The sequence below is a fragment of the Paracoccaceae bacterium genome (assembly GCA_012103375.1).
GTDB lineage: Bacteria > Pseudomonadota > Alphaproteobacteria > Rhodobacterales > Rhodobacteraceae > WLWX01.
Genome location: WLWX01000001.1, coordinates 2535795 through 2554865 on the forward strand (window position 1 = coordinate 2535795; position 19071 = coordinate 2554865).

The window sequence follows — 19071 nt, forward strand, 5'->3', positions numbered from 1 at the left end:
ATGCCCAAACGCCCCGTCAGTCTGACCCACTGGGGCGCGTTCGAGGCCGAGGTTAAAGACGGCGTTCTGCTTCGGGCTCTGCCCTGGGCCGACAGTGACGCAGACGCCTGCATGATCGGTGCGATCCCCGAGCTGGTGTATTCCGACACCCGGGTCCGGCATCCCCATGTGCGCGAAAGCTGGCTGAAGCACGGCCACCGGGCGGGCGGATCGGGCCGCGGGACTGAACCGATGGTGCCCGTGTCCTGGGATACCGCGCTCGATCTGGTTGCTGCGGACATCGCGCGCGTGCGCGACACTTATGGTCACACCGCACTGTTCGCAGGGTCTTACGGCTGGTCAAGCGCAGGCCGCTTTCACCACGCAAGGTCACAGATCCGACGGTTCTATGGGGCCGTGGGCGGGTTCACCGACCAGACCGGCAATTACAGCTGGGGGGCCGCACAGATCATTCTGCAACATGTTCTGGGCAGTGCCGAGGCTGTCAGCGGCGCGGCCACCAGTTGGGAGTCGATCTGCGAAAACACGGATACCTTCGTCGCATTCGGCGGGCTGAACCCGAAGAACTGGCATGTCACCTCGGGCGGGGCCGGGCACCATCACATGCCCGATCACGTGCGCCGCGCGGCCCGGAATGTCACCCATTTCGTGGTGGTCAGCCCCAGCAGGGATGACATCCCCGATGGTAGTGAGGCAGACTGGATCGCAACACGCCCCGGCGCGGACACAGCCATCATTCTGGCGCTGACCCAGGCGATGGTCGCACGCGGACGCGCCGATCTGGGGTTTCTGGGGCGTTATTGCACCGGCGCGGACCAGTTGCTGGACTATCTCGATGGGCGCAATGACGGGCAGCCAAAGACACTCGAATGGGCCGCCGCGCTGGCCGATGTACCGCTAAAGCAGCTTCAGGCGCTGGCGGACCGGATTGCCAAGGGCCGGGTGATGCTGACCGCGACATGGTCGCTGCAACGCGCGCAACATGGCGAGATGACGTATTGGTCGCTGATCGCACTCGCCTGCGTGTTGGGACAGATCGGCCTGCCCGGCGGTGGCTTCGGCTTCGGCTATGGCTCTTTGAATGCAGTGGGGCATGGGGCAACCAAAGGGCTGGTGCCGCAATTGCCGGGGCTGGGCAATGCAAACGGCACCGCGATCCCGGTCGCGCGGCTGGCCGATATGCTGGAGCATCCCAACACCCAGATTCCGTTCAATGGGGAAATGGTGCAGCTGCCCGAAGTGAAGCTGATCCATTGGGCGGGCGGCAACCCGTTTCACCATGCGCAGGATCTGTTCCGTCTTGAAAAGCTCTGGCAGCGCCCCGAAACCATTATCGTTAATGAGCAATTCTGGACCGCAACCGCCCGGCGCGCCGATATCGTTCTGCCCGCAACCACCAGTGTTGAGCGTAACGACATCGGCGGTACCTCGCGCGATCCGCATGTCTTTTTCATGCCCCAACTGATCGCCCCCGTTGGCCAGGCAAAGTCGGATTACGCGATCTTCACGGGTCTCGCCCAGCGGCTGGGCCACGATGACGCCTATACGCAAGGGCTGGACGAAGACGCTTGGTTGCAAACCCTGTGGGCCGATTGTGTTGAAAAACTCCGTTTTAGGGCCTGAACGATGATTTTTCTTTCCATGCAGCCCGATCCTAAATTTTTGGCGCGGGGGTCGGCCCAAATCGCCTACATGCGCTCACGCGCAGCCATGCGCTGTCTCGTGGTCAAAGCTTTCCGACTATTTCGCTTCATAGGTTTTCGCAAGAAATCCGCGACGCTCTGATTTCGGAGTTTTTCAACACAATCGGCCCAAAGCAGCGATGCCGCCGCGCGATTGGGCATTGATGCGCCTGATTTTGATACCCTACGCGCCATGAACGTCTGGTCTGTTCCGCGCCCGGATCACCCTGAAATCCTGCTGGCGCAATATCGCGAGGCCCCGTCGCGCCACCCGCTGAACACGGCCTCCGGCAGGATCGAGCTTTATTGCGAACGCATCGCGTCCTATGGGCTGCCGGATGTCCCGCCCCACCCGGCGTGGTCCGCGCGCGGCGAATGGACCGGTGATGCGGCGGCGGGAACTTACGCGCTTCTGACGCCTCAACCCCAGGAATACCTGCACAGCCAATTGGCACAGACAGGTCTGGCCCGCCCGGCCGAGGTGGTGATGAACGCCGACGATGCAAGCGCCGCAGGGTTGCAGGACGGTGATCAGGTCCAGGTCTCCTCACCCCGGGGGGGGCTGCAAGGCCGTCGTGCGATTGACGCAGGGCTGTCGCAGCGGCGTGGTCTGCATGGCAACCGGCCCGTGGTTTCAGGGCGGCGCAGGCATGGACGCCGCCGGGAACCCAAACGCGCTGACCTCGGACATGCCAACCTCAACCCTGTCACAGGGGTCGGCGGCGCAATCCTGCCTGGTGACAATCGCGAAACTTTAAAGCGTTTCGGCTTGAACCTGAATCGCGAGGGATTCCCTTGAGACCTGATCTGTGATTCATCCTGTTTGGGAGGATGGATCATGTCAGCACCTTTGCCATCTGCGCTTCGGATACGGTTTCAGAGATACATTGAAGAAGGGTTGAGCGGGCGCGCGGCGGCGTTGCGGTTGAAGCTGTCGCCTGCCACAGGCGCGCGGTGGGCGCGTCAGGTGAGGATGAAGGGTCATGCGGAACCTGCCCGGCAGGGACCGCCGCGCGGCAAGGGAAAGCTGGCTCCGCATCGGGAATTCTTTGAGGAGTTGATCGCACAAGACCCTGACATCACGCTCTTTGAGTTGCGTAATGCGCTGGCCGATGCAGAGGGTGTGCGGGTGCATCACTCCTCCATCGCCAACCTTCTGTCCCGGCTCGGCTTCACGTACAAAAAAAGTCGCTGGTCGCAACCGAGCGCCGCCGCGCCAAGGTAAGGCAGCAACGGGCCGACTGGTTCAGATACCGCTCGCCAGCCATTGCGACCTTTCCTGAGCGCGTTGTCTTTATTGACGAAACCGCAGTGAAGACAAACCTCACGCGCCTACGCGGCAGAGCCAAGCGCGGTAAGCGCCTGACGATGGATGCGCCCTTCGGAAGCTGGGGAACCCAAACCTTGATCGCGGGCCTGACCCAAGGCGCGCTGATCGCACCTTGGGTCATCAAGGGAGCGATAGATGGCCCCGCCTTCGCGGCCTACATCCGCGAAGTGCTGGTCCCCGAGATCAACCCCGGCACTGTCGTCATTCTCGACAACCTGGCAACCCACCGGAATAAGGAGGCGACGCAGGCTTTACGCAATCACGGCTGCTGGTTCCTTTACCTGCCACCGTACTCGCCCGACCTGAATCCCATCGAGCAGGCCTTCTCTAAACTGAAAGCCCATTTGCGACGGATCGGGGTCAGGTCCTTTACCCAGGTCTTCGAAGCAATCGGAGCAATCTGCGATCTCTACGACCCAGTAGAATGCTGGAACTACTTTAAGGCCGCCGGATATGTCTCAGGTTAATGTCGAAACGCTTTAGCGGTTTCCTAATGGAAATCCTTGTGTTAGCTTTCAAAGCTGAGGCTGGGCTCTAAGACCCGGTGATAGAGGCAGAATAGGCGGGCGTCGTGCTTTCACGCTCTGGACAGTGGGCCCTTCGGGGGCTTTCCATTATCGTACTTTTGTGCGTTGCAATTTCCATTGGCGGACCGGCCCGTGCGGCCCCCTATGCCGCGATGGTGATGGATGCGCGCACCGGCGAGGTGCTGCATTCGCGCAATGCGGATACGCGTCTGCACCCGGCATCCCTGACCAAGATGATGACCCTCTACATCGCGTTCGAAGCGATTCGGCGTTGTGAAATCAGCCTTGATACCCGGGTGAAGATCTCCAAGAAGGCCGCGAACGAACCGCCTTCGAAGCTGGGCCTGAAATCGGGGCAGAAAATCCAGTTCCGCTATCTGATCCGTGCGGCGGCCGTGAAATCCGCCAATGACGCTGCCACCGCCATTGCCGAGGCGATTTCGGGCTCCGAGGCGGCCTTCGCCCGCCGGATGAACCGCACCGCCAAGGCAATCGGGATGAGCCGGACAACCTTTAAGAACGCCCACGGTCTGACCGAAAGCGGACATATGTCGACGGCGCGCGACATGACCCTTCTGGGGCGGCGCCTGTTCTATGATCACCCGAAATACTACAACCTCTTCTCGCGCAAGACGGCCGACGCGGGCGTGCGCCAGGTGGCCAATACCAACCGGCGCTTTCTGAACGCCTATCGCGGCGCGGACGGAATCAAGACCGGATATACCCGCGCTGCGGGTTTCAATCTGGTGGCCAGTGCGCAGCACGGGCAGGAACGCATCATCGCGACAGTCTTTGGCGGGCGATCTTCTGCCTGGCGCAATACCAAGATGGGCGAGTTGATGGATCTGGGTTTCCGCCGCGCGCCGTCGCGCGCCAAAACCCGCAAACCCAAACCCCTGACCTATCAGGCGCCCGAGGTCATCGCCTCCAAAGCGGCGCCGGGGCATGTGCCGGGCACCGCCGGCAAGACCATTCGCCTGATCCGCGCGCCCAAGAAAAGTATCCGCCCCATGGCCCGCCCGACGCAAGCCCCGGACGAAGAGGTGCTGGTCGCCATGGCCGAAGGCATCGAGGGCGCCGTGGCCGAGGTTGGCGCCGAAGCACAGGCCCCCGACAGCGCACAGACCGACGCCGCCGTGACCGCCGCGCTGACCGATGGCGCAATTGAAAAGACTGCAAATCCGGCGGCAGAGGACGAAGCGGTGGAAGCACCCGCACTTGTCGCTGCCGCGGTTCTGCCAAAGATACGTCCCAAGGCCCGCGTCCTGCGGCCCGCCGCCGAACCGGAACCGCCGGTGGTTGCCGCTGTTGCCCAGCCCGCCACCGAACCCGTCACTGTACCCGTCACCAAACCCGCCGCACGTGCAGCCCAGGCAGTTCAGCCCGCCGCGCCTGCCCCGGTTGTCCTGACCAGCATTGCCCCGACCAAACCGGCGCCCGCCTTGCCAGCGACCAAAGACGCTGCTGCCGAAGATATCGCACTGGAGGTCGTCACCCGGCTTTCCACGTCAGGCGGGCGCGGCTGGGGCATCAATGTCGGGCGCTATGGCTCACGCTATCAGGCCGAGCGTGTGCTGCTGAAAACCGCCTTGCTTGAGATTGAGACGCTTGATGAGGCGCTGCGCAAGGTCGTGGCCCGAAAAGCGGGGCACGAGGCGAACTTCGTCGGGATGAGCGAATTTGACGCGCAGCTTGCCTGCCGCCGCCTGACCGCGCGCGGCGTGGAGTGTTCGACCATCAGTCCGACAGGATAACTGTCTGAGCCGATGTCAGCCTGCGGCAGAACAACCGGTCATCGTCGATCTGTTCTGCGATCCTGATTGCGACATCCGCTTCAACGGCGATGGCACCAGCGGCAGCTTCGATCGCTTCGGCATGGGGCAGCAGGCGTCTGGCAATCTGCGTCTGGCGGTAACCCGTGGCGCTTCTAATCGCCTGATATGGTCAGGAAAAAAAGTGGGCCGGTGGCGTAATTGCCACCGACCCGGTCAGTGATGCCACGTATGGGCCGGCCCATTGAGCGTCGCGGGGAGATTGCCTCGCACGAACCGGATGGCACCACTGAAGGGACCTCGCGGTTGGCTCAGCGGCGCGGCTGGGCCAGGAATTCTGCGAAGCTGGTGGCATCGACATCGGCCTGGGTCAGTCCCATGTCGCGCAGCATATGCGGTTCCAGCGATTTGAACCGGCGGAAGCTGGCGTAGGCGTGAAAGACGTTGCGCAGCTTCTTGGCAGGGCGGTTTGCGGTCTGGAAATTGCGGTTGGCGATGTTGATGATCGTGGTCATTGGTGTCCCCTGTCTGTGGTGTCCCCTGTCTGTTGTCCCAACCGACGATGTGTCGGCCTTGAACACAGGTTTGAACCAATTGGCGCGCCTGTTCTGTGAAGCAGTTCACACAACCGAAAGAATCTCTAATAAAAAGTTTCAGACGCTGCGGTTCGCCTGTCGCAGATCCGCGACCTCGGCCCGCAGGGCACGCACTTCGGCCAGTATGGCCGAGGTTTCGGCGGCCATCGCCTCACGCTCATCATGGGCTTCGGCATTGTGCTGGGTCTGCATCGCATCGACGATCACACCGATAAACAGGTTCAGAACTGCGAAGGCCGTGACGATGATAAACGGCACGAACAGCATCCAGGCCCAGGGGAAAGCCTCCATGACCGGGCGGACAATGCCCATGGACCAGCTTTCCAGGGTCATGACCTGAAACAATGTGTAGGCCGATGCACCAAGGGTGCCGAACCAGTCCGGGAATGCCGCGGCAAACAGCTTGGTCGAGATCACCGAGAAGACGAAGAAGATCATCCCCAGCAGCATAATGATCGCCCCCATCCCCGGCAGGGCCGCCAGCAACCCGGCCACCACCCGACGCATTGCCGGCACAGCCGAGACCAGCCGCAGAACCCGCAGGATTCTGAACGCCCGCAACACCGCAAGCGGCCCGGTGGCGGGGATCAGGGCAATCGCCACGACGCCGAAATCAAACAACCGCCAGGGATCGCGCCAGAACCCGCGAAAATCGGCGATCAGACGGGCGGCAATCTCGGCCACAAAAATCCCCAGGATCAGCCTGTCCAGAACTTCCAGCACCGGGCCGATCGCCGCCATGACGCGCGGCGATGTCTCCATCGCCAGAATCACCGCATTGATCAGAATCAGTGCAATGATGACCCGCTCGAACACGGGGTGGTTCACGATGCGCGATATTTGCGGGCGAAACATTCTGTCAGATTCCTGTGTCATGTCGTGCAGCACAAATGGAGGATTCTTTCGCAGATGCAAGCACCTGCGCCCTTGGGCCGCAGGCCCGCAATACCTTTGGCTGACCGGGCGGCGGCTTGCAGCCCCCTGCTGGCGGGCGGATACGCGGCGCACCTTGAATTTCCTGATCCGAAAGATTCATATCACCACAGGAAACCCAATTCAGCGCAGGATACTCACCCAATGCCCGCCAATACCGCACACCCGTCCCAATTGTCGCAGGACCCCCATCGCCTGAGCGACCCGCGCGAAAATGTGCTGGAAGTGGCGATTGGTCGCGAATTGCGCGCGTTTCGACGCAGTCAGGGGCTGACGGTCGCGGATCTGGCGCGCAACACCGGGCTTTCCATCGGCATGGTGTCGAAGATCGAAAACGGCAATACCTCGCCCTCGCTCACGACGTTGCGGACGCTGGCAAACTCTCTCAGTGTGCCGCTATCGGCGTTCTTCCATGGGTTTGAAGAACACCGCGACGTTGTCCACACAAAGGCCGGTGAAGCCGTCGAGACCGAGCGTGCAGGCACACGCGCGGGCCATCAGTACGACCTGTTGGGTCATATCGGCGAAAACTCCAGCGGCGTTGTGGTGGAACCCTATCTGATCACCCTGACTGCCGAGTCCGACGTGTTTCCGACGTTCCAGCATGACGGGATCGAGCTCCTCTATATGCTGGAAGGGCAAGTCGACTATCGCCATGGCGAACAGGTCTTCACCCTGCGCCCCGGCGACACGCTGTTTTTCGACGCCGATGCACCGCACGGCCCCGAGCGTCTGATCTCTCTGCCAGCCAGGTATCTGTCGATCATTTCCTACCCGCGATCCCGTTAGGGCGAGGTCAGGCCACGCTGGCCGCGATCCTTTGTGGCGAGCAGACCAAAATTGTACCAATATATCAAAAACTAATCGATTTTCGTCGCAAACTCGGCGATTTCGCGCTGCTCGCAAACTGAACCAATAGTAATCCAAAAAACCGACTTTTTGTAATTCTGTTTAATTACAGCAGCTTATCGACTCAACTTGGAAATTGACAGGCGGCAACTTCACCGGGCATTTTTCCGTTCAAGGAAACGAATATTCCGCTGAGGGGCAAACTGGCCCCCAAACAAGAGGGAGACGGACAGTTGGAAGGCAATCTTAACGCTCTGACGACAGTGTTTACTGAGTTCTATTATTGGGTCACCGTGGTTTTCATGTTCCTGATTCACGTCGGGTTCTGCATGTATGAAGTCGCGGCCAGCCGAAATCGAAACCACATGCACACGCTGATGAAGAACGTAATGATCATCCCGCTGGTCACCGTGACATTCTTCTTCTTTGGCTGGTGGATTTATTGGGCATTCCCCAATTTCCCGATACTTGGCGGCATCAGCTTCGAATCCGGCGCGCCCTACACCCCATGGTCGGAAAACATGGGTACCCATCTGGGTGACCGGATCACCGGCGTGTTCTGGGCAGCATTCCTGCTGTTTTCCTGGACGGCGGCCTCGATCGTTTCGGGTGCTGTAATCGAGCGTATCCGTTCCTCTGCGCTTTGGGTTCATGCGGTGCTGATCGGCTCGGTCTTCTGGATCATCGACGCGGCCTGGGGCTGGCACTGGGATGGCTGGATGGTCAAGCTGCTGGGCTATCACGATGCTTATGCCTCCGGCGTTATCCACGCGATTGCAGGGGGCTATGCGTTGGGTGTGATCCTGGTTCTGGGACCACGCATCGGCAAGTTCGCGCCCGATGGTACGCCGCGCGATATCCCGCCGCATAACCCCTGGCTGCTGACGATCGGGCTGTTCCTGATCTACACCGGCTTCTGGGGCTTCTATGCGGCCTGTAACGTGCCGATCATCGCGCCCGAGGTTATCGACGGTCAGATCGTCGGGACAACCTGGGTCACGACAAACATTTACCTGGCTCCGACGACGCTGTCGGCGATCACTTTCAACTTCCTGATGTCACTGTCGGGCGGTCTGATGGCGGCCTATGTCGTTTCGAAAGGGGACGCGTTCTGGACCTTCTCGGGCGGTCTTGCCGGGATCATCACGGCCTCGGCCGGCAATGACCTCTACCATCCGATCCAGGCGATGATCATCGGGGCCGTCGGTGTCGTGATCGTCTACAAGCTGCACTACTGGGTCGAACGCAAGTTCAAGATCGACGACGCGGTCGGCGCCGTGGCGGTCCACGGTTACGCAGGCGTCGTGGGTCTGATCATCGCTGGCTTCGTTCTGTGGGGCGCGCCGTCGTCACCCTACGAAGGCTATGCGACCATCAGCCCCTGGGGCCAGACTATCGGTGCGGTCATCATGTTCTTCGTCCTCGGGTTTTTGCCGGCGTATATCGTCAGCAAGATCCAGGCGAGCTTGGGCATTCTGCGCATCCCGGAAGTGGTGGAAATCCAGGGTTTGGACTACGCCGATCATCAATCCTATGAAGATGCCAAGGCTGCGATCACCGAAGCCCACAAAGCGCATCTTGCAGAAAAAGCCTGAGGAGGGCCTGATATGTCTACAATAGGACTCGACAGCTGGGCCGTTGATCTGGCCGAAGTGGGGGCGGTTTACCCCCTGCAAGGCTGGGAATTTCCGATGGTCATCATCGGCGTCGCCTTCTGGCTGGGCTGGCATGTGATCCAGATGAAGCGCGAGAAAGAGCATCTGGCCAAAGCCGAAGCCATGGGCGTGGATGAAAGCGTTCACAAAGCGCTCGACCGGTACTGACCGGGCGAAAACCAACAGGCGGGCGTCCGGTCAAACGGGCGCCCGTTTTTGTGTCAACAGCGCGGCTCACCGCAGACCCGCTGGAAGGACTCCGGATGTTTCGCTGACGCAGACTGCGAAACCGGGCTTGCGAAATGATTTCTGTTGTGAATAATTGTTTCATCTGCGTTTTCGTGCGGATGATTTGATTCCCGTGGCGGCACCCCCGCCCGACAGCTGAAAGGGGCGGCCATGTGTGGCATCGTCGGATTGTTCCTGAAAGACGCAGCGCTGCAACCGCGGCTGGGTGAAATGCTGACCGATATGCTGGTCACCATGTCGGACCGCGGGCCCGACAGCGCAGGCATCGCGATCTACGGGCCTGACGGCGCGAATGGGAAGTTGACCGTTCAATCTGAATCGCCCGACGCGGATTTCGCGACCCTGGCCGCTGATCTGGGAACCGCCATCGACGCCACGATCACGCTGCGCCGCAAGGATACCCATGCGGTCCTGGAAATGCCCGCCGACAAGATCAGCGCCGCACGGCAAGCCCTGGGCGAACTGAACCCGGCTCTGCGCGTGATGAGCGCCGGGGACACCATCGAGATTTACAAAGAGGTCGGCCTGCCCAAGGACGTGGCCAACCGTTTCGCGGTATCGGCGATGACCGGCACCCACGGCATCGGCCACACCCGCATGGCCACCGAAAGCGCGGTCACGACGCTTGGCGCGCACCCTTTTTCGACCGGCGCGGATCAATGCCTGGTCCACAACGGCAGCCTGTCGAACCACAACTCGCTGCGCCGCCACCTGCGCCGCGAGGGGCTGACGTTCGAGACCGACAACGACACCGAGGTCGGGGCCGCCTATCTGACCTGGAAAATGCAGACCGGCAGCACGCTGGGTGAAGCCTTGGAAAGCAGTCTGGAAGACCTCGACGGGTTCTTCACGTTTCTGGTCGGCACCAAGGATGGTTTCGGCGTCGTCCGCGACCCCATCGCCTGCAAACCCGCCGTGATGGCCGAGACGGATCAATACGTCGCCTTCGGCAGCGAATACCGCGCGCTGGTCAATCTGCCGGGGATCGAGGACGCGCGCGTCTGGGAACCCGAACCCGCCACCGTTTATTTCTGGACCCACTGAGATGCAGACATTCGATCTGGCCGAACAGGGCCTGCGCGCCCTGAACCAAACGCTCCATGCGCAAACAGGCGACACCAACCAGACGGTGTGGGAGGTGGTGAACGCCAAAGGCAGCCACGCGATCGCCGTCGGCCTGGACGCACCGATCGAGGTGCGTGTGAAGGGCTCCACCGGGTATTACTGCGGCGGCATGAACAAGCAGGCGACGGTGCATATCCACGGCTCGGCCGGGCCGGGCGTGGGCGAAAACATGATGTCGGGCACGATCATCGTTGAAGGCGACGCCAGCCAATATGCCGGGGCCACCGGGCGTGGCGGGCTGCTGGTGATCAAGGGCAATGCCTCGTCCCGTTGCGGGATTTCGATGAAGGGGATCGATATCGTTGTGCATGGCTCCATCGGCCATATGAGCGCGTTCATGGCGCAATCGGGCAACCTGGTGGTGCTGGGCGATGCCAGCGATGCGCTGGGGGATTCGCTGTACGAAGCGCGATTGTTCGTGCGTGGTTCGGTCAAATCGCTGGGCGCCGATTGCGTGAAGAAAGAGATGCGGGCCGAACATCTGGAGATTCTGGCCGACCTGCTGGAACGCTCTGGCGCGGATGCGAAACCGGAAGAGTTCACGCGCTATGGCTCGGCCCGGCAGCTATATAATTTCAACATCGACAATGCGTCGGCTTACTGAGGGCGGAACGATGGACGAAACACCAAACACCCTGCCCCGCCAGTCGGCCACCTTCACAAACGAGATCAATTCCGAGATCCGCCGCGCGGCGGCGACCGGCATCTATGACATTCGCGGCGGCGGCGCAAAACGCCGAGTACCGCATTTCGACGATCTGCTGTTCCTCGGCGCCTCGATCAGCCGCTATCCGCTAGAGGGGTATCGCGAGACCTGCGACACCAGCGTCACGTTGGGCACGCGCTTCGCCAGCAAGCCGATCAAGCTGGATATTCCGGTGACCATCGCGGGGATGAGCTTTGGCGCCCTGTCCGGCCCCGCGAAAGAGGCGCTGGGGCGCGGCGCGACGCTGTCGGGAACTTCGACCACCACGGGCGACGGTGGCATGACGGAAGAAGAACGCGGCCATTCCAAGATCCTGGTCTATCAGTATCTGCCCAGCCGCTATGGCATGAACCCGGACGATCTGCGCCGCGCCGATGCGATTGAAATCGTCGTCGGCCAGGGTGCAAAGCCCGGCGGCGGCGGCATGCTGCTGGGTCAGAAGATATCCGACCGGGTTGCCGAAATGCGCAACCTCCCCAAGGGTATCGACCAACGCTCGGCCTGTCGTCACCCGGACTGGACCGGGCCGGACGATCTGGAAATCAAGATCCTGGAACTGCGAGAGATCACAAATTGGGAAAAGCCGATCTATATCAAGATCGGCGGTGCGCGGCCCTATTTCGATACCACGCTGGCGATCAAGGCCGGGGCTGATGTTGTGGTGCTGGACGGGATGCAGGGCGGCACGGCGGCGACACAGGATGTCTTCATCGAACATGTCGGTCAGCCAACCCTCGCCTGTATCCGCCCCGCCGTACAGGCGCTGCAAGATCTGGGCATGCACCGGCAGGTACAACTGGTCGTCTCGGGCGGGATCCGCCACGGGGCCGATGTGGCCAAGGCGCTGGCATTGGGCGCGGATGCTGTGGCCATCGGCACCGCCGCACTGGTGGCCCTTGGCGACAATGATCCCCGGTGGGAAGATGAGTACCAAAAGCTTGGCACCACAACCGGGGCCTATGACGACTGGCACGAAGGGCGCGACCCGGCGGGCATCACCACGCAAGACCCGGAGCTTGCCGCTCGCTTTGATCCCATCGCGGGCGGACGGCGGCTGGCGAATTACCTGAAGGTGATGACATTGGAAGCGCAGACAATCGCACGCGCCTGTGGCAAGAACCATTTGCATAACCTGGAACCCGAAGACCTGTGTGCGCTGACGCTGGAGGCGTCGGCGATGACGGGCGTACCTTTGACCGGCACCAACTGGGTGCCCGGCCAAGGTGGGTTCTGAACGATAATGAGGGAGAGAGACTGATGCCAAAAGACCTGGCCGCATGGGGCAAGAAGAACGGGGTTAAATACTTCATGATGTCTTTCACCGATCTGTTCGGTGGGCAGCGCGCCAAGCTGGTGCCAACGCAAGCCATCAAGGACATGCAGGAAGACGGCGCAGGCTTTGCAGGTTTCGCCACATGGCTGGATATGACACCTGCGCACCCCGATATGCTGGCCGTGCCCGACCCGGACTCGGTAATCCAACTGCCATGGAAACCCGATGTTGCCTGGGTTGCCGCCAATTGCGTGATGGAAGGCGAAGATGTCGCCCAGGCCCCCCGCAACGTTCTGCGTCGCCTGATCGACGAGGCCGCCGCCGAGGGCATGCGCGTCAAGACCGGGATCGAGGCGGAATTCTTCCTTCTGACCCCGGATGGCAGCGCGATTTCGGATGAATACGATACCGCCGCCAAGCCCTGCTATGACCAGCAGGCGGTGATGCGCCGCTATGACGTGATCGCCGAGATCTGCGACCATATGCTCGCCCTGGGCTGGGGCCCGTACCAGAACGACCATGAAGACGCGAATGGCCAGTTCGAGATGAACTTCGAATTCGACGACGCGCTGGCGACCGCCGACAAGCATTCATTCTTCAAGTTCATGACCAAGTCGATTGCCGAAAAGCACGGGCTGCGCGCGACCTTCATGCCCAAACCGGTCGAAGGCCTGACGGGCAATGGTTGCCATGCCCATATCTCGGTCTGGGACAAGACGGGCAAGAAAAACGTCTTTGCCACGAAGAAGGGCAAAGGCCAAACCGGAGAGCTGGGTCTGTCCGAAAAAGGCGCAAACTTCCTTGGCGGCATCATGAAACACGCCAGCGCGCTGGCGGCGATCACCAACCCGACGGTGAACTCCTACAAGCGGATCAACGCACCAAGGACGACCTCGGGCGCGACATGGGCGCCCAATACGGTGACATGGACCGGCAACAACCGCACGCATATGGTGCGCGTACCCGGGCCGGGGCGGTTTGAATTGCGCCTGCCGGACGGGGCGGTGAACCCCTATCTGTTGCAGGCCGTGATCATCGCGGCGGGCCTGGACGGGGTACGGACCAAGGCCGATCCGGGCAAACGGCACGACATCGACATGTATGCCGAAGGCCACAAGGTGAAGGGCGCCCCGCGCCTGCCGCTCAACATGCTGGACGCCCTGCGCCTTTATGAGAAGGACAAGGGGCTGATGACGGCGATGGGGGACGAGTTCTCGGCTGCCTACCTGAAGCTGAAGCATGCCGAGTGGAATGACTTCACCGCGCATTTCAGCGATTGGGAAAAAGCGAACACGCTGGACATCTAGGGCCGCACGGCCCCAGATGCGCTGCATGACGGACGCGATTCATTCCCTGCGCGCCACGGCCCGGACGATGTTCGAAGCGGCGGTGAATGCTGCCGATCCGGCACCGGCTTTGCGGCGCCATCTGATCGCGGATCCGCTGCCGCCGCTTGCCAGCGGGCGCTATCTGCTGGTCGCCGTGGGCAAAGCCGCAGGCGCAATGATGGCCGAGGCGCTGAGCCATCTGCCGCCCGGTGCTGCGCACTCAGCGCTTGTCGTTACCAATTATGAAAACGCGCAGGACATTCCCGGCTGCACCGTTATGGCGGCCGGTCACCCGGTGCCGGACGACAATGGCGCGGCAGCTGGGAAGGCCGTCATCGCAATGCTCAGCGCGGCGACAGCGGACGACCGGGTCATTGCGCTGATTTCGGGCGGCGGGCCGGCGCTGCTGCCTGCCCCAACCGATGGCGTCACGCTTGCTGAAAAGGCCGAGGTCAGTCGGATCCTGCTGGGCGCTGGCGTCGACATCGTGCAGATGAATGCGGTGCGCCAGCATCTGTCGCACCTGAAAGGCGGCGGCTTTGCGCAGCTGGCGCATCCCGCACCGGTCAGCGCCTATATTCTGTCGGACGTCATTGGCGATGACCTGCGCGCCATCGCCTCTGGACCAACGGTCGGTCCGATCATGCCCAGGGCCGAGGTACGCGCACTCCTTAAAGCGCGCGGACTGCTGGCGCAGATGCCAGCGTCGGTCCGCCGTATTCTAGGCGCGCCTGAACGCGGTGGCGCAGACGGCGTTAACGCAACCAACAGGTTGATCGCCTCGAACCGGCAAAGCCTAGATGCCGCCCTTGCCGCCAGCGCGCTGCCCGCGCGGATTGTCGATGACCACCTGACCGGCGATGTGGCCGACGCCGCGCAGAAAATCCTGACCACTGTATCGCAAAACCCCGCCCCCTGCGCCCTGATTTTTGGAGGCGAGACGACCGTTTCGCTGACCGGAACCGGCGCGGGCGGGCGCAATCAGGAACTGGCGTTGCGCGTCGCCCTGGGCGTTTCTGTCCGGCGGCACCGACGGACGCGATGGCCCGACCCAGGCGGCGGGCGGCCTGGTTGATCCCGGAACCGCCGCGCGGATCGGCCCCGCCGCCGCCGGTCTGTTGGCCAACAATGACAGCAACGCCGCACTGGCGCGAGCCGATGATCTGCTGATCACCGGGGCCACCGGCACCAACGTCGCTGACGTGTAGATATTTCTGAAAGGCTGAGATGGGCGAACTGATCCTTATCCGGCACGGCCAGGCGAATACCGAGGCGCGGGATGAAGCCTCCTACGACCAACTCAGCACGCTTGGCCATCAGCAGGCCGTTTGGCTGGGCCAGCATTTCCGCGACCATGGCGAGGTGTTTGACAGTGTCCTGTGCGGCAGTCTGAACCGGCACCGCGAAACACTGGCCGGGATGGGCGATCTTGGCGTCGACGCCGACGTTGACGCGCGCCTGAACGAGCTGGATTACTTCAATCTTGCCCGCGCGTTAGAAGATGACCACGCCGTCCCCATGCCGGAAACTTCGGAAGATTTCGCAGCGCATCTGCCTCAAGTGATGGCCGCCTGGCACCGGGCCGAGATTCGTGGCAACGAACATTTCGCCGAATTCGAAGCGCGGATCGGGGCGATCCTGAACGCCGTCTCGCAAGAAGGAAAGCGGGTGCTGTGCGTCACCTCGGGCGGGGTGATCGCGATGGCAATCCGGTTACTGCTAAGGTTGGATACCGACGGGTTCTCGGCCGTGCTGCTGCCGATACGGAACACCTCGGTGCATCGGGTGATGGTCCGGCCTGGTGGGAATATTCTGTTGGGATTCAACGAGATACCGCATCTGAACGCGCCAGATCGGGCGCATGCGCGCACCACGGTCTAATCCGGGTCAGACCGGCCCAATGGCAGTGGCGCTTCGTCGTCCGGGGCTAATTCTTCGAAATCGAAGTTGTCCAAACGGTCAGCGCGTTTTCCGGCGCGGGTCGCCGCTGTCAACACGCCGGACACGTCGTCGCCAGCCTGGCGCAGGTGGGTTTCCAGTTTTCCGGCACGCTCTCCGATAATCTCAACATCGCGGTGCAGCTGCTTCAGCGCCTTTCGAATTGCGCCCGCCTGTTCGCGCATCCGGGCATCTTTCAGGATCGCGCGCATGGTGTTCAGCGTCGCCATGCAGGTGGTGGGCGAGACGATCCAGACCCGCGCGGCAAAGCCGTCGTGCACAACCTCGGGCAGGCGCGCATGGAGTTCTGCATAGACCGCTTCAGAGGGCAGGAACATCAGGGCGCCGTCGGCGGTTTCACCTTCAATCAAGTAACTTTCCGAGATCTTCTTGATGTGCACCCGTACCGCGGCGCCAAGCGCCTTCAAGGCGCGGGCCTGATCCTCTCGGGTTTCAGATTTCACAAGCAACTCATAGGATTCCAGCGGGAATTTCGCGTCAATGACAATTGGCCCCGGCGGGTTCGGCAGATCAATCAGACAGTCGGCGCGGGTGCCGTTCGATAGCGTCGTCTGGAAAGAATAGCTGTCCGAAGGCAGCGCCTTGGAAACGATGTCATTCAGCTGGATTTCCCCGAACGCGCCGCGTGTCTGTTTGTTCGACAGAATGTCCTGAAGGCTGAGGACATCGCCCGACAGCTTCTCAATATTGGTCTGCGCCCGATCAATGGTGGCCAGCCGTTCCTGCAACTCGGTCAGGGATTTGGTGGTCTTCTCGGACGACCCGTGCAGCGTTTCCTTCATCCCCACCTGCATATCCGACAGCGCGCGCGCGGCCTTCACCGCATTGTCGGCCAGGCGGTCGCTGACCTGTTGGCGCATCTCGGCCAGGCGGGTTTCCATCTGCTGCATCACCTGGGTCTGACCGGTGGTCTGAGCGTCCGAGACTGAGCGCAGCCCGCCGAACAACTGTTCCTGCCCCTGACCCAGGGTTTGAACGCTTTGCCCCAGCATTCCGACCTGACTGGCGACCTGTTGCACCATTTCGGCCGAACGCCCGGCCCGGCGCACGGCGGTGATCAACAGCACCAGAACCAGCAACACAACAATGGCGCCGATCAGTGCGGCGATAACGCCCGGATCGCTCAACCCGTAGTCCTGGTCGCCAATCCGGATCATCGCCGCCCGAACAGCCGTTCAATGTCTGCCAGCTTCAATTCGACGTAGGTGGGGCGCCCGTGGTTGCACTGGCCGGAACGAGGCGTGACCTCCATCTCGCGCAGAAGGGCGTTCATTTCTTCACCCGTCATGCGACGGCCCGACCGGATCGACCCATGGCAGGCCATGCGGGACAACACGGCGTCGATGCGGGATTTCAGCGTGTCGGTTGTTTCGGCCTCGGCCAATTCGTCGAGGATATCTGCGATCAACGCCTTCGAATCGACCAGCCCCAGGATTGCCGGTGACGCACGCACCGCGATTGCGCCCGGGCCGAAGGGGTCAATCTCAACACCCAGGGAGGCGAGGTCTTCGGCCACGTCAAGCAGCTGCGCGGCCTCGGCCTCTCCCACCTCGACAACATCGGGGATCAGAAGCGCCTGTGCGGCAATACCGTTGCGGGCGGCCTGGGCTTTCAGGCGTTCATAGACCAACCGCTCATGGGCGGCGTGCTGGTCAACGATGACAATCCCGTCGGACGTTTGCGCGACGATCCAGTTTTCGTGCAGCTGCGCACGGGCCGCGCCCAATGGTCCTTGCGCGGCGGCCTCGGGAACCGGTGCAGCCGCTTCGACGCGCGCGGTGGGCTGGGCGGCTTCGGCGAAACCAGATTGCGCGGGCATCGGCGCGCGGGCCGGGCGATCCATCTGATAGATGCGCGGGCTGTCCGGTTCGGCGCGGAAGGCGCCAAGGGCGTCGCCGGATACTGTGGTGGCGCTGCGATGACCCGCCTCAGCTAGTGCGTGACGCAGGCCCGAAACGATCAGGCCGCGCGCAATGCCGGGGTCGCGAAACCGGACCTCGGATTTCGCGGGATGGACGTTGACGTCCACCAGCGTGGGATCGCAGTCGATGAACAGGGCGGCGACGGGATGACGATCCCGCGCAAGGACGTCCATGTAACCGGCACGCAGCGCACCCAGCAGCAGGCGGTCACGCACCGGACGGCCATTGACGAACAGGTATTGCGCCGTGGCCGATCCTTTGGAGAAGGTCGGAAGTGCCGCGAAACCCGTCAGATGCAGCCCGTCCCTGACCGTGTCGAGCGCGATGGCATTGTCAGCAAATTCGCGGCCCATGACCTGTGACAAACGCCCCTTCAGCGCCGCAACCGGATCGCCGGATTGCGCATCGGCGCGGAAGATCAACCGCCCCTCGCCACCGTGTTTGGTCGGATCACTGGCGTCGCGCAGGGTGAAGGCAACGAAGGGGTCGGCCATGGCAAGGCGTTTGACAACGTCCGCGACGGCCTGCGCTTCGGCCCGGTCGGTGCGCAGGAACTTCAGGCGCGCGGGGGTAGCGTAAAACAGATCGCGCAGGTTGACGATGGTGCCCTGCCCCAGGGCGGCGGGGCGAACCGCGCCCATGCGGCCGCCTTCAACGCTGATCTGGTGCGCCGCTTCTGTCGGGGTGCGCGAGGTTATGGTCAGGCGGCCAACCGCGCCAAGGCTGGGCAGCGCCTCACCCCGGAAACCGAAGGTGTGGATGTTCAGCAGATCGCTGCCGTCGATCTTCGATGTCGCATGCCGCGCCAGCGCCAGCGGCAGCTCTTCCGCCGTTATGCCGCAACCGTCATCGGCGACCCGGATCAGCGTCTTGCCGCCGTCGGCGATGGTCACATCAATGCGACCTGCGCCTGCATCCAGCGCGTTTTCCACCAGCTCTTTCACCGCCGAGGCGGGACGCTCCACAACCTCGCCCGCCGCGATGCGGTTGACGGCGGCTTCGTCCAGTTGCCGGATCGCCGGGCGCGGATCAGCGCTTATGTTGGGGTCTGCAAGGGCCATGCCACAACAGGTAGCATGGGTTCAGGGTGATTCGTAATGGGGTTTCACCCGTTCTGCGACCGATCCAGCGGCTAAGAACATTATCCGTCAAATCTGCAACGATG

The 19071-nt window shown here is 62.1% G+C and carries 17 protein-coding genes and 1 pseudogene; 13 read left to right on the forward strand and 5 right to left on the reverse strand.

The window, feature by feature from the left end; genetic code table 11:
• Window positions 1–1623 carry a molybdopterin-dependent oxidoreductase gene (locus GKR99_12950; protein NKB28407.1) on the forward strand — a complete coding sequence of 541 codons (1623 nt, stop codon included), beginning with the start codon at window positions 1–3 and terminating at the stop codon, window positions 1621–1623.
• A 65-nt stretch (window positions 1624–1688) separates the two neighbouring features.
• On the opposite strand, the gene GKR99_12955 is transcribed toward GKR99_12950, so the two are convergent.
• Window positions 1689–1844, reverse strand: a complete 156-nt coding sequence (locus tag GKR99_12955) for a hypothetical protein (protein ID NKB28408.1) — start codon at window positions 1842–1844, stop codon at window positions 1689–1691.
• 31 nt (window positions 1845–1875) lie between these two features.
• Between GKR99_12955 and GKR99_12960 the strand changes: the two genes are divergently transcribed.
• From GKR99_12960 to GKR99_12970, 3 genes are all read left to right on the forward strand, one after another.
• Window positions 1876–2481 (forward strand): hypothetical protein, encoded by a 606-nt coding sequence (locus tag GKR99_12960; GenBank protein NKB28409.1) that lies wholly within the window; start codon window positions 1876–1878, stop codon window positions 2479–2481.
• 39 nt (window positions 2482–2520) lie between these two features.
• Window positions 2521–3479, forward strand: a protein-coding gene (locus GKR99_12965; GenBank protein NKB28410.1) for an IS630 family transposase whose coding sequence is annotated in 2 segments (ribosomal slippage) — window positions 2521–2862 and window positions 2865–3479 — 957 coding nt in all. Because the reading frame shifts where the segments join, the coding sequence is not laid out codon by codon here.
• A gap of 104 nt (window positions 3480–3583) precedes the next feature.
• Window positions 3584–5293, forward strand: a complete 1710-nt coding sequence (locus GKR99_12970; protein NKB28411.1) for a D-alanyl-D-alanine carboxypeptidase — start codon at window positions 3584–3586, stop codon at window positions 5291–5293.
• A 329-nt stretch (window positions 5294–5622) separates the two neighbouring features.
• On the opposite strand, the gene GKR99_12975 is transcribed toward GKR99_12970, so the two are convergent.
• Together GKR99_12975 and GKR99_12980 are read right to left on the reverse strand one after the other, a co-directional pair.
• A complete protein-coding gene (locus GKR99_12975) occupies window positions 5623–5826 on the reverse strand; it encodes a hypothetical protein (protein ID NKB28412.1) in 204 nt (67 codons plus the stop codon).
• 138 nt (window positions 5827–5964) lie between these two features.
• Window positions 5965–6762, reverse strand: a complete 798-nt coding sequence (locus GKR99_12980; protein NKB28413.1) for an ion transporter — start codon at window positions 6760–6762, stop codon at window positions 5965–5967.
• Window positions 6763–6984: 222 nt separating this feature from the next.
• Here GKR99_12980 and GKR99_12985 point away from each other — a divergent pair, with 222 nt between their 5' ends.
• The 9 genes and pseudogenes from GKR99_12985 to GKR99_13025 all read left to right on the forward strand — a co-directional run bounded on the left by GKR99_12985 (window position 6985) and on the right by GKR99_13025 (window position 15906).
• Window positions 6985–7629, forward strand: coding sequence for a helix-turn-helix domain-containing protein (locus GKR99_12985; protein NKB28414.1), 645 nt, complete (start codon window positions 6985–6987; stop codon window positions 7627–7629).
• Window positions 7630–7922: 293 nt separating this feature from the next.
• Window positions 7923–9284 (forward strand): ammonium transporter, encoded by a 1362-nt coding sequence (locus GKR99_12990; GenBank protein ID NKB28415.1) that lies wholly within the window; start codon window positions 7923–7925, stop codon window positions 9282–9284.
• A gap of 12 nt (window positions 9285–9296) precedes the next feature.
• Window positions 9297–9512 carry a hypothetical protein gene (locus GKR99_12995; GenBank protein NKB28416.1) on the forward strand — a complete coding sequence of 72 codons (216 nt, stop codon included), beginning with the start codon at window positions 9297–9299 and terminating at the stop codon, window positions 9510–9512.
• Between the two features lie 231 nt (window positions 9513–9743).
• Window positions 9744–10637 carry a glutamine amidotransferase gene (locus GKR99_13000; protein ID NKB28417.1) on the forward strand — a complete coding sequence of 298 codons (894 nt, stop codon included), beginning with the start codon at window positions 9744–9746 and terminating at the stop codon, window positions 10635–10637.
• 1 nt (window position 10638) lies between these two features.
• Window positions 10639–11322 (forward strand): protein GlxC, encoded by a 684-nt coding sequence (locus tag GKR99_13005; GenBank protein NKB28418.1) that lies wholly within the window; start codon window positions 10639–10641, stop codon window positions 11320–11322.
• Between the two features lie 10 nt (window positions 11323–11332).
• Window positions 11333–12658: an FMN-binding glutamate synthase family protein gene (locus tag GKR99_13010; protein NKB28419.1), complete on the forward strand. Its 1326-nt coding sequence runs from the start codon at window positions 11333–11335 to the stop codon at window positions 12656–12658.
• A gap of 23 nt (window positions 12659–12681) precedes the next feature.
• Complete coding sequence (gene glnT, locus GKR99_13015) at window positions 12682–14004, forward strand: type III glutamate--ammonia ligase (protein NKB28420.1); 1323 nt, start codon at window positions 12682–12684, stop codon at window positions 14002–14004.
• 25 nt (window positions 14005–14029) lie between these two features.
• Window positions 14030–15233 (forward strand): annotated as a pseudogene (locus GKR99_13020) (DUF4147 domain-containing protein).
• A gap of 19 nt (window positions 15234–15252) precedes the next feature.
• On the forward strand, window positions 15253–15906 hold the full coding sequence (locus GKR99_13025; GenBank protein NKB28421.1) for a histidine phosphatase family protein: 654 nt from the start codon (window positions 15253–15255) through the stop codon (window positions 15904–15906).
• Here GKR99_13025 and rmuC read toward each other — a convergent pair.
• The gene (gene rmuC / locus GKR99_13030; GenBank protein ID NKB28422.1) at window positions 15903–17141 is read right to left on the reverse strand and encodes a DNA recombination protein RmuC; all 1239 of its coding nucleotides are present in this window, start codon (window positions 17139–17141) and stop codon (window positions 15903–15905) included. The two genes, GKR99_13025 and rmuC, sit on opposite strands and share 4 nt — an antisense overlap.
• A complete protein-coding gene (mutL, locus tag GKR99_13035) occupies window positions 17138–18967 on the reverse strand; it encodes a DNA mismatch repair endonuclease MutL (protein NKB28423.1) in 1830 nt (609 codons plus the stop codon). Before mutL ends, rmuC begins: the two co-directional genes overlap by 4 nt.
• Between the last annotated feature and the right edge of the window lie 104 nt (window positions 18968–19071).